Origin of the sequence: Clostridium sp. BNL1100, assembly GCF_000244875.1 — a bacterium.
Classification (GTDB): Bacteria; Bacillota; Clostridia; order Acetivibrionales; family DSM-1351; genus Ruminiclostridium.
In genome coordinates, this window is the sequence record NC_016791.1 from 1246502 (window position 1) to 1257462 (window position 10961).

The following is a 10961-nucleotide window of genomic DNA, read 5'->3' on the forward strand; positions in this document are numbered from 1 at the left end:
AGGCTTTATGCAAAACAATAATATTAACAATATGTATCCCGCTGATAAGAAAGAAATGTATAAGCTTTTAGCTTCACAAATGAAAGCACTTCTTGAGGGAGAAACAAACACTATAGCAAACTTGGCCAATGCTTCAGCTTTAATGAATGATGCGCTGGATGGAATTAACTGGGTAGGTTTTTACCTTATGGATAACGGAGAGCTTGTACTGGGCCCGTTTCAGGGAAAGATAGCATGTGTGCGTATCGCTGTAGGAAGGGGTGTTTGCGGTACGGCAGTGAAGGAAAATACAACTCAATTGGTTATGGATGTTCACAGTTTTCCGGGACATATTGCTTGCGACAGTGCATCCAATTCCGAGCTTGTAGTGCCCCTTCGCCACCAAGGAGAAGTAGTAGGAGTGCTGGATATTGATAGTCCGCAAATAGGCAGATTTGACAAGATAGATGCCGACGAACTTGAAAAAATAGCACGAATTATTGAGGAATCCTGCCAATGGAACAGTAAATAAGTAAAGTGTGAATAGCATAAACTTGTATCAATATAGCCTGAAAAGACAGTGTTAGATACAAGTTCATGCTTACACGGCTATTATTTACTTGTTTTCCAGGAGCCTTCTTCCGTACAAACTGACTGCAAACCGTTTTCAGTAGTGATTTTTGAGCCTACTGCGTGTCTCTTGTGGTCGTATACGCAGAATGGGTCTTTTCCTGCGTTACCTGTACCTTTTTTTGTTACTTTACTTATATCATTTTCCTGAGTTATATTATCAACGGAGATACTGTCTTGTTGTTTTCTATTCTGCATAGTATCAAATCCTTTCGTTTGTTAGCTGATAAAATCTTCAATATAAATATGTGTAAAAGCAATCAGAATGATTCCTTGAAAAATCAGGCAAGATAATTGTTAAAAATATTTAACATTATCTCCATACTTTTTTAATAAATTTTCAGTACAATGTTTATGCAGGGAAAATTGGGGTATATATACTATGAAAGGAGTGTGTAGCTTTGTTGGATTCCAGAAAATGTTTGGAGATTTATGAATTTTGTCAGAATCAGTATAAAAAACTTGAGAAAAAGACCGGATATTATAGTCCTAAGCATGATAAGGTTGTCATGGAACTTGCATCAAAAGAGTTTCAGATGAGTGAGGCTACCATTAATAGTGCCTTTGATTTAGCTGCACAAACATTAAGCAAAAACAATAAAAGTAAGTCTGAAAAAATAATTAGAAACAAGCTTATTCATGGAACCTTCTAATCAATATATAAAATATATAAAAAATTAAGGCATAGGCATTAAAAGTCTGTGCTTTTTTTATATATATAAAAATCACATTCGGAGTAAAATTGTATCAATTACAAAATAATTACATTATTACAATATTATCGTCGATTATTGAGAATAATTGGTTTGTAGGATATAATTTATCTAAGATTCTACTTAATTAGTACAATCTATAAATGGGGGTGTATTATGTATCACTTTTATACAACGGTTTTTTTGGTAGGAGTTTTTTACACCATTATTTCTTTAATTATAAGTGGTATATCAGGAGTCTTTCATTCAAACGGGGACTTTGGGGGCTCTCATATGCACGGACATGGCGGAGACAGCGGGCATATACCGGGACATGTTCATGCCGATGGGGGAAGTGTTGATGGAAATCATTCGGTTCATGGGTCTCACAGCGGTGACGTGACTGATATGTCGAACAGCATTCTTTCTTGGGTAGGACTGTTATTCAATCCGTTGGTAGCAGTTTCTTTCCTGACAGTGTTTGGAGGGATAGGAATTACCAGTACTAAATTCTTGAGCTGGAATTGGGTTGTTGTTTTAATAGTTGCATTAGGTTCCGGCATAATTATTTCAACAATTTTATATAACTTAGTAGCAAAGCCCCTTTACAGGAGTGAAAATTCTTCTGGCGTTTCCAGAGAAGAACTTTTGGGAATTCAGGCAGAGGTGACAACCGATATTATGGAAAATGGTTTTGGTACTATCAAGTACACTGTTAATTCAATCAAGTATACTGCACCTGCAAGACATGTTGAAAATAAACTCGTAAAGCAAGGTGAAAAGGTATTTATATGTAAGATAGAGAATAATACTTTCTATATTAGTGAGTTGTCAAAAGTAATAGTTTAGAAAACAACTTTCATTTTCCAGATAAATTAAATCTTTATATGGAGAATTTAAGGTTGAAATATAAAAATCACAAAGGAGTGTTAAAATGTTTGATTCAATTTATTTTGTGCCGGGAGTAATCATAGCTGTAGTATTTATATTGATTCTTACCTTTGTTTCAATGTACAAGAAGGTACCTCAGGACAAAGCTTTGGTAGTAACCGGGTTCAGAGGTAGGAGAGTTATAACCGGCGGTGGCGGTATTGTTGTGCCGATGCTTGAAAGAACAGACATCATTTCACTGGAAAACATGCAGATAGATATAAGAATTGATGGGGCATTAACTTCTCAGGGAGTTGGCATAGTAGCTGATGGAGTTGCGGTAGTAAAAGTTAAATCCGATAAGGAGTCCATCCTGTCGGCTGCTGAGCAGTTCAATACTTCAAAGGGTCTTGACTACATGCTTGGAATAATAGCAAAAACTACTCAGCAGGTTCTGGAAGGTAAGCTCCGTGAAATAGTTTCAAAAATGACAGTAGAAGAAATTTATAAAGACAGAGAAACCTTTGCATCACACGTTCAGGGTGTTGCAGCAACAGAGCTGCAAAACATGGGTCTTGAATTAAAGGTTCTTACAATCAAAGATATAGCAGATAAAAACGGCTATCTTGAAGCTCTTGGAAAACCGAGAATCGCTGAAGTAAAAAGAGATGCTCAGATAGCAGAAGCAAATGCAACAAAGGAAACCAAGGTTAAAACTGCTGAGGCTAACAGAGAGGGTGAAGCAGCAAGAATTCAAGCTGAAACTCAGATAGCTGAGGCAAACAAGGATAAGGAACTGAAGGTTCAGTCCTATAACAAGGATCAGCAGACAGCTAAGGCTGAAGCTGACCTGGCATACGATATTAAAGCCAATATCGTTAAGAAGGAAGTTGCTGAAACTGCAATGCAGGTAGAAATAGTTAAGAAACAGAAGGAAATTGAACTTGCAGAACAGGAAGCAATGAGAAGAGAAAAGGAACTGGAAGCTACTGTAAAGAAACAGGCAGATGCTGAAAACTATCAGGCAACAAAGGTAGCTGATGCCAACAAGTACAGAGAAGTTGCAGCTGCGGAAGCAAGATCACGTGCTATTGAGATGGAAGGTGAAGCCAAAGCTAAAGCTAAGAGAGCCGAAGGTATGGCAGAAGTTGAAATCATCAAAGCAAAAGGTGAAGCGGAAGCTCTTGCAATGGCGAAAAAGGCTGAAGCCTTTAAAATGTACAATGATGCGGCCGTTACACAGATGATTATAGAAAAACTTCCTGAAATAGCAAATGCAGTAGCTAGTCCGCTTTCAAAGACAGAGAAGATAGTTATAGTAGACAATGGCGGACAAGGAAAAGGTGCATCAAAGGTAACTGGATATGTAACAGATATAATATCTCAATTACCTGAAACCGTAGAAGCACTTACTGGAATGAACGTACTGGATTTCCTTAAAAAGAATACCGTTCAGACCCAGAATGAAAATGTAGTGGAAGACGCAGAATAGAATTAGATAAAAACAGCCCTGCATAAAAGTTTGGCAGGGCTGTTTTTTTTGTTGCTTAAACACAATATTATACAAAATTTACATATTTTATATTGTAAAAATTCACATAAATCTTTCATATAATATGCAAATATTCAGCAATTAAATGAAAATATTTTATTTTCATGGTTAAAATTGACATGCATATTATTACAGGTTTACAATTTATATGTTTCCATAAAATATAAATTGTTGAGGTGTAATATATGTTAAAAAACCTGAAGATAGCACATAAAATAATTTTTCTATCCGCTGTTTTACTTTTGTTCATAGTTATTGTAGGTTTTACAGGTTACTATTTTATAAATAGCTCCCATACAGAAATGGGTAGTATGTACCAGGACAGGCTGTTGCCCATAGAATGGCTGAACGATAACATAAGTAAAACAAATGAAAATGAATCATATATACTTTATTTAGTATTGTACGGCAATGATAAGCAATCGCAAACTCAGTTTATAAACAATATAGAAATCAATTCAAAAGCAATAGACGAAAATTGGGAAAAATATAAAAAAACGAAACTGGACAAATTTGAATCAGACAATATTGTGGTATTTGAAAAAGCCAGAAAAGAATTCAGAGACGTGAGGGATAAAATATTAGCAGCAGCATGTGCTGGGAATAAGGAAGAAGCCATTGATTTACTGAACAACAATATTAGTTATTTACGGGGTGAGCAAAAAACACTCGAGGATTTAGCTGAATACTGTAGAAATGTTGCAAATGACATTAATTCACAGAATAATAAAAACTTTATATTTGCTATGGAAATTATGATTGCAATAATTGTTTTTGCTTTGGTAGCTGGCTTGTTGCTTAGCTTCCTGATTGCAAATGGAATAATTAGACCTATAGGAATGCTAAAAAAAGAACTCAACTTATTGGTTGAAACAGGCGGAGACCTTACTCAGGAAATAGATATCAAGCGTAAAGATGAGGTAGGACAGCTTGCAGATTCAGTTAATCAATTTTTGGCTAATCTGCGAACTATAGTAAGCGGCATAATTAAAGAATCAACGGTTGTTGAAAACTCTATAGCATTAGTAGAACAGAAAATGGAGGATTTAAATACATTTGTTGAAAATGTGTCAGCTACTACCGAAGAGATTTCTGCCGGCATGGAGGAGACAGCTGCTGCAACGGAACAAGTAAATGCATCATCACAAGAAATTGAATCCGCAATAGAAGCAATGAATGAAAAGGCTCAAAATGGTTCAATGGAGGCAGAAGAAATAGGTAATCGGGCGATTACATTAAGAGACAGCTCAATATTATCTGAGAAAACAGCAAATGACATTTATGATGAAACAACACATAAATTAAAAACTGCATTGGAAAATTCAAAAGCAGTAGAGCATATTACTGTTCTGACTGGAACAATATTACAAATATCCGAACAGACTAATCTTCTTGCACTAAATGCAGCAATAGAAGCAGCAAGAGCAGGTGAAGCAGGAAAGGGATTTGCTGTTGTTGCCGACGAAATCCGAAAGCTGGCTGAGGAATCTAAAATAGCAGTAAATGAGATACAGAGGGTTACAAACGAAGTTGTTTCAGCAGTTGAAGATCTTTCTGAAGGCTCGAGAACAGTATTGAATTTTCTTGATACAACCGTTAGACCTGATTATTCTAGCATGGTGAAAACAGGTGAATCCTACAATAACGATGCGGCATTTGTATTTGAACTTATTTCTGATTTTAGTGCAACATCACAAGAACTCACAGCTTCAGTAGAAGGAATAATCCGTGCAATTAATGATGTAACCAAAACAGTAAATGAGGGTGCAGCGGGAACACAAAGTATAGCGGAGCAGAATATCGAGATAGTTGAAATGGTAAGTAAGGTTAAGAATGAAATGGAAATCAGCAGCAGAAGCACTCAAAAATTAAAGGGAATTGTTGAAAAATTTACAGTATAGATTTCTATGGACTAAAGCCATTAATATAAGTTATACTAGTTCTGCGCATAATATATTTTTTAACAGGGGTACAAAATGAGTATATTAAATGTAGAGAACGTAAGTCACGGCTTTGGTGCCAGGAAAATATTGGAGGATGCCTCTTTCAGACTTCTTAAGGGAGAGCATGTAGGACTTGTCGGTGCCAATGGTGAGGGAAAATCCACTTTTTTAAATATTATAACCGGTAAGCTTATGCCTGATGAGGGTAAGGTGGAATGGTGTAACAGAATAACAACGGGATATCTTGACCAACATACGGTTCTTACTCCGGGAAAGACTATCAGAGAAGCACTTCGAGAAGCTTTTCAGTATATGTTTGATTTGGAAAAGGAAATGCTGGAGATATATGAAAAAATGGGCGATGCTTCAGAGAGTGAAATTAACTCAATGATGGAAGACGTAGGGGATATACAGAATGTACTGGAGCATAACGGCTTTTATATATTGGATTCGAAGATAGAAGAAGTAGCAAACGGTCTGGGGCTTGGGGATATAGGTCTTGAAACAGATGTAGCAAACCTGAGCGGAGGACAGAGAGCAAAGGTACTACTTACAAAACTACTTCTGCAAAGCCCTATGATATTAATATTGGACGAGCCTACCAACTTTTTGGACGAGAATCATATTAACTGGCTTAAGAATTATTTGAAAAATTACGAAAACGCATTCATTCTTGTTTCACATGACATTCCATTTTTGAATGACGTTGTAAATGTAATTTACCATGTTGAGAATGCTGTGCTCACAAGGTATGCGGGAAATTATGATGAGTTCCAGAGAATGTATCAGCTGGCAAAACAGCAGACTCAGCAGGCATATGAGAAGCAGCAGAAGGAAATTGAGAAGCTTGAGGATTTCATAGCAAGAAACAAGGCTCGTGTAGCAACAACAAATATGGCAAAGAGCAGACAGAAAAAGCTTGACAAGATGGATATTATTGAAAAGGTTAAGGAAAAGGCTAAACCTATTTTCAAATTTAGAGAGGCAAGGGCTCCAGGAAGGTATATTTTCCAGACTGAAAATCTTGTAATCGGCTATGAATCGGCTTTGTCAAGTCCTTTGAATATCTCCTTGGAGAGAGGGCAAAAAGTAGCTGTAAAGGGAGTAAACGGTCTTGGTAAATCTACCCTGATGAAAACCCTTTTAGGTGTACAAAAGTCATTTGCAGGAAGTGTAAAGCTTGATGATTACCTGTATCCGGGCTACTTTGAACAGGAATCTGAACGTTATAACACAAATACTGCATTAGAAGAAGTGTGGAACGATTATCCCGGTATGAGCAATGCCGAGGTACGAGGAGCTTTGGCTAAATGCGGTTTGACTACAGAGCATATAACAAGCCAGATGATGGTACTAAGCGGCGGCGAAAACGCAAAGGTCAGACTGTGTAAGCTTATGTTGAAGGATGTTAACTGGCTTATATTGGATGAACCTACAAACCATTTGGATGTTGATGCAAAAGACGAGCTAAAAAGAGCATTGAGAGAGTTTAAGGGTACAGTACTACTGGTATGCCACGAACCTGAATTCTATGAGGATTGGGTTACCGATGTGTGGAATGTGGAGGACTGGACAACAAAAATAGTTTAATAGCGGTAATAACCGAAATATTAAGCACTAATCTTAAATAGATTAGTGCTTTTATTTCTTGCATATATATTAAATATACATACGATTCAAGTTCGGGCAACTGAATATTAATAATTATTTGCAAATTTTTTGTTTGTACTCCTTAGGGCTCATTCCGGCATATTTGGTAAAAACATGAGTAAAGTAGGCGGGATCTTCAATGCCCACAGCACTGGCTACCTCGAAAACTTTTCTTGCAGGGTCTTTTAAAAGCTTTTTAGCATAGTCAATACGATAGTTGTTAATGGCATCCACGATAGATTCGCCTGTTTCCTTTTTATATACTCTGCTCAGATAACTACTGTTTATATGGATGTGATCAGCTATGGACTGAAGGTTTATATTTTTGTTAAAATTATCACGAATATGCTTATGGGTTTCCTTTACTAAATAACTGAATTTATTATCATTGCTTACAACAACTTGTGCAACACTTTCTATTAACTTCCTTAAGACATCTAGCAAATTTTGGATATTTCTACTGGACTGTATCTGCTTGTATATTTCGGGCTCGCTTTCGGCAAGCTCCGGAGCTAACAACTTGTAGCTTGCAAGAAGCCTGAAACAATAAGAGGCTATGAGCATACAGGAGACCTTGATGTTTTCTATAGGCTCTTTATTACTCCTGTATTCCTCTAAAAGCTTTTCAATGCTTTTTACTGCCTCTGATGGATTTTCCAACTTGAGACTACTGACAATTTTCTCAGCAAAATAATGTGGATGGTTTGTTGAGGAAAGCACAGGGGGGGTGTGGGGCATAAAAACTGAAACATGGTTGTTATTGTAAAATCCACCCTTCAGTGCTTCCTTGGCCTCCTGGTAGGCAACAGGCAGAGCCTGAACCTTTTGCTGCATTTGACTCAGTCCAATACTGATAGTAAACCTCATGAAGCTGTCCGCCATAGACAGAATTTCATTGCAGGTCATGAGCAGGGTTTGAGTACATACAGGAACATTGTAGTTCTTGAAAGAAATTACGGCAGCAAGGAGATTTCTGTCCATTGCCACAGTATAGTGAGGGTAACTCTTAAATGCCAGGGAAAGCAAATTATTCACAGACTGAATGAATTTATTGTAGTCCTCGGGGCTGATTAATGAATTTCCGTTCGAAACGCTGTGAATGTCAAATAAAACAACAAAATAGTTTTCGATATTTATTTCAAGTTCAGCAAGTTTGCTTTGAAGAATAGTTTCATTTACAATAATTCCATTAAACACATCTTTGAAAAACTTTTCCCTTATTTCTGATAGTCTCAGATTTGCTTTTTCTTCCATAAGCTTCAACTTTTCTTCTGTTGCTTTTTCTTGTGCAATTAAAGCCTTTGCTTTACAAATGGCATCAGGGATTTTCTCAGTTGGGTTTGTTTTTATGACAAAATCCAATACATTGTATTTAATTGCAGCCTGAGCATAGGTGAAGTCTGAAAAGGCTGTAAGAATGATGACTTTTATAGAAGGATAATTTTCATATATAAGTTTTGATAGTTCCAGGCCATCCATTCCAGGCATTTTAATATCAGTTAAGACAATATCCACGGGATGGACTGCCAATTTTTCCAATGCATCAATCCCATTTTGTGCATCACATATCACTTGGCAATCAAGAGCTTCCCAATTGACAAAGCATAAAAGCCCCTGCTTTATTACCGGTTCATCATCAACAATCATTACGTTATACATTATCTGTTTCACTCCTATCAATGGGGATATGTACTGTTACCTTTGCTCCTATGTTAGTCTTGCTCTCAATTTGAACACCATAAGGCTCTCCATACATCAGCCTGATTCTTTTATGGGTATTTAAAAGGCCTATATTGTTATGCCCCTTCTTGCGTCGGGTAATGGTTTCGTTATCTTCCAGATTAATTTTGCCGGTTTTAAAACCTGCACCGTCATCTGTTACTTCAAAGAATATGGATTCGTTTTCCCTTCGTATAGTTAGTTCTAGGGTGCCTTTTCCGACCTTTTCTTCCAGCCCGTGAACTACCGCATTCTCCACAAGAGGTTCGATACACAGTTTGGGAAGTACAAAATCTAAAATGCTTTCGTCAGAAACATGAATATTATACTCAAGGTTGTCTCCGAATCGCATTTTCTGCAAATAAAGATAAAATTTCACAAATTCCAATTCCTGCCTTATGGGGATCTTTGCCTGACTATTGGAATAAATACCAGCTTGTAACAGCTCTGTGAGGGATGTGACCATTTTATAGATAGTCTCATCTTTTGCTAACTTGGCTTTATATCCAATAGTAATAAGGGTGTTGAAAAGGAAATGCGGATTCATCTGGGACTGAAGAAATTTAAATTCTGTCTCTTTTATTAGCAATTGTTTTTCATAAACCTGATTGATAAGATACTTTATTTCATCGGTCATATTGTTGAAGGTATTACTCAGCAGTTCCAGTTCGCTCTCTTTGTAATAAGGCATTTTAACCTCATAATCTCCAACTTTTACCCTGTTAATAACGGAAAGCAGGTCTCTGACAAATCTGGTAAACCTCAGGGAAATAATAATTCCGGCAAAAACCGATACAAATATAATAATAGCTGTGATAACGATATAATTTTTCATACTGTTGGACAGATTTGCCAAAACCTGTTTTTTGGGAATTCCGGCAATAAAGTTCAGCCCGGTATCACTTATTTTTCTACGTGCAATTAAATATGTAATATTTCCTATGTCAATCTCACAAACACCTGTATCATTTACTAAATTCATGATGGAGGAATGTACATTGCTTCCAATCATGTCTCTCTGAGAACTGGAATAAATAATGCCTTTTTCATCCGTAATATATACCATTGACCCTTGAAATGAAAGTAGTTCGCTATATTCTTTATAGAGATCTTCTTCTTCGGTTCCTAAAATCATAACCAACCTTTGCTTAGGATTATTAATGTTTGTGACTATGCGTGTAAAATAAATAGTTCTGTCATTCAAGGAAGGGGGTATTATTGTCTTTCCCCTGATTTTGCTGCCGCTTATTTTTTTAAATATTTTTATATTGTTATCGTCTAACAGCTGTATATTTGGTGTGGATTTGAAAATGGAGCAATAAGTGTCTTCATTCAAAAAAACATAGGCTGTAGAGATGAGGTTCATATCCCATGCATTATTAAACATCAAGCTGTATTTGAGGTCTTCTTCAATAAGGCTTTTATTTATGAAAAGGCTGTAGAAATCTCCATCAAAAGTCGTATTGCCCGAAGCCCAGGATCTTATAGATTTATTGGAAAGAAAATGAAGAGAGGTGGTGTCGATTATTTTATAAGAATTCTCAATATTTCCGTTTGTTTGATGAATAAGATGAATCAAATTGTCATTGGCGTTTTTTGTTAATACTGAAGCCATGTTCCAATAAAAATAAATGCCAACAAGAGACATGGATAGCAGAAGTAATAGAACTACAGCTAATGTAATCTTGTGCCGGATGGGTGTTCTTTTGATGTATTGGATCATATTCATTAGCAATGTGTCAACTCCTTAATTATAGCATGTTAAGAGGGAATATAGAATTATATATTATGTAACCCTATAATTCTACATAATTCTACAAAATAATTCTACAAGATAATTCTACAAATTAAGTTGTGTTCCTTCTCCAAAAAAGCATGAGGTAAAAAAAATCATACAATGGTAAAGATATTACAAGCAATTCTGAA

Annotated in this window: 9 protein-coding genes; 6 read left to right on the forward strand and 3 right to left on the reverse strand. The window is 36.3% G+C overall.

Annotated elements, in window-relative coordinates:
• The first annotated feature begins 7 nt into the window (after positions 1 to 7).
• Positions 8 to 511, forward strand: coding sequence for a GAF domain-containing protein (locus CLO1100_RS05195; protein ID WP_014312698.1), 504 nt, complete (start codon positions 8 to 10; stop codon positions 509 to 511).
• Positions 512 to 591: 80 nt separating this feature from the next.
• Here the strand turns inward: CLO1100_RS05195 and CLO1100_RS05200 are convergent, their stop codons facing one another.
• Positions 592 to 807 carry a hypothetical protein gene (locus CLO1100_RS05200; RefSeq protein ID WP_014312699.1) on the reverse strand — a complete coding sequence of 72 codons (216 nt, stop codon included), beginning with the start codon at positions 805 to 807 and terminating at the stop codon, positions 592 to 594.
• Between the two features lie 203 nt (positions 808 to 1010).
• On the opposite strand from CLO1100_RS05200, the gene CLO1100_RS05205 reads away from it, so the two are divergent.
• From CLO1100_RS05205 to CLO1100_RS05225, 5 genes are all read left to right on the forward strand, one after another.
• Entirely contained in the window at positions 1011 to 1262 is a 252-nt protein-coding gene (locus CLO1100_RS05205) for a hypothetical protein (RefSeq protein ID WP_014312700.1), read from the forward strand.
• 216 nt (positions 1263 to 1478) lie between these two features.
• Positions 1479 to 2150 carry a DUF1449 family protein gene (locus tag CLO1100_RS05210; protein WP_014312701.1) on the forward strand — a complete coding sequence of 224 codons (672 nt, stop codon included), beginning with the start codon at positions 1479 to 1481 and terminating at the stop codon, positions 2148 to 2150.
• Between the two features lie 85 nt (positions 2151 to 2235).
• Positions 2236 to 3663, forward strand: coding sequence for an SPFH domain-containing protein (locus tag CLO1100_RS05215; RefSeq protein ID WP_014312702.1), 1428 nt, complete (start codon positions 2236 to 2238; stop codon positions 3661 to 3663).
• A gap of 245 nt (positions 3664 to 3908) precedes the next feature.
• Positions 3909 to 5624 carry a methyl-accepting chemotaxis protein gene (locus CLO1100_RS05220; RefSeq protein ID WP_014312703.1) on the forward strand — a complete coding sequence of 572 codons (1716 nt, stop codon included), beginning with the start codon at positions 3909 to 3911 and terminating at the stop codon, positions 5622 to 5624.
• A 75-nt stretch (positions 5625 to 5699) separates the two neighbouring features.
• Complete coding sequence (locus CLO1100_RS05225) at positions 5700 to 7256, forward strand: ABC-F family ATP-binding cassette domain-containing protein (protein ID WP_014312704.1); 1557 nt, start codon at positions 5700 to 5702, stop codon at positions 7254 to 7256.
• Between the two features lie 114 nt (positions 7257 to 7370).
• On the opposite strand, the gene CLO1100_RS05230 is transcribed toward CLO1100_RS05225, so the two are convergent.
• Complete coding sequence (locus CLO1100_RS05230; RefSeq protein ID WP_014312705.1) at positions 7371 to 8975, reverse strand: response regulator; 1605 nt, start codon at positions 8973 to 8975, stop codon at positions 7371 to 7373.
• Positions 8968 to 10764 carry a sensor histidine kinase gene (locus CLO1100_RS05235; protein WP_242836687.1) on the reverse strand — a complete coding sequence of 599 codons (1797 nt, stop codon included), beginning with the start codon at positions 10762 to 10764 and terminating at the stop codon, positions 8968 to 8970. Before CLO1100_RS05235 ends, CLO1100_RS05230 begins: the two co-directional genes overlap by 8 nt.
• Positions 10765 to 10961 lie beyond the last annotated feature (197 nt).

Bases quoted from the DNA above. Each gene is read 5' to 3' on its own strand.
- CLO1100_RS05195 (WP_014312698.1), top strand. From the start codon at position 8: ATGCAAAACAATAATATTAACAATATGTATCCCGCTGATAAGAAAGAA.
- CLO1100_RS05200 (WP_014312699.1), bottom strand. From the start codon at position 807: ATGCAGAATAGAAAACAACAAGACAGTATCTCCGTTGATAATATAACT.
- CLO1100_RS05210 (WP_014312701.1), top strand. From the start codon at position 1,479: ATGTATCACTTTTATACAACGGTTTTTTTGGTAGGAGTTTTTTACACC.
- CLO1100_RS05215 (WP_014312702.1), top strand. From the start codon at position 2,236: ATGTTTGATTCAATTTATTTTGTGCCGGGAGTAATCATAGCTGTAGTA.
- CLO1100_RS05220 (WP_014312703.1), top strand. From the start codon at position 3,909: ATGTTAAAAAACCTGAAGATAGCACATAAAATAATTTTTCTATCCGCT.
- CLO1100_RS05225 (WP_014312704.1), top strand. From the start codon at position 5,700: ATGAGTATATTAAATGTAGAGAACGTAAGTCACGGCTTTGGTGCCAGG.
- CLO1100_RS05230 (WP_014312705.1), bottom strand. From the start codon at position 8,975: ATGTATAACGTAATGATTGTTGATGATGAACCGGTAATAAAGCAGGGG.
- CLO1100_RS05235 (WP_242836687.1), bottom strand. From the start codon at position 10,764: ATGAATATGATCCAATACATCAAAAGAACACCCATCCGGCACAAGATT.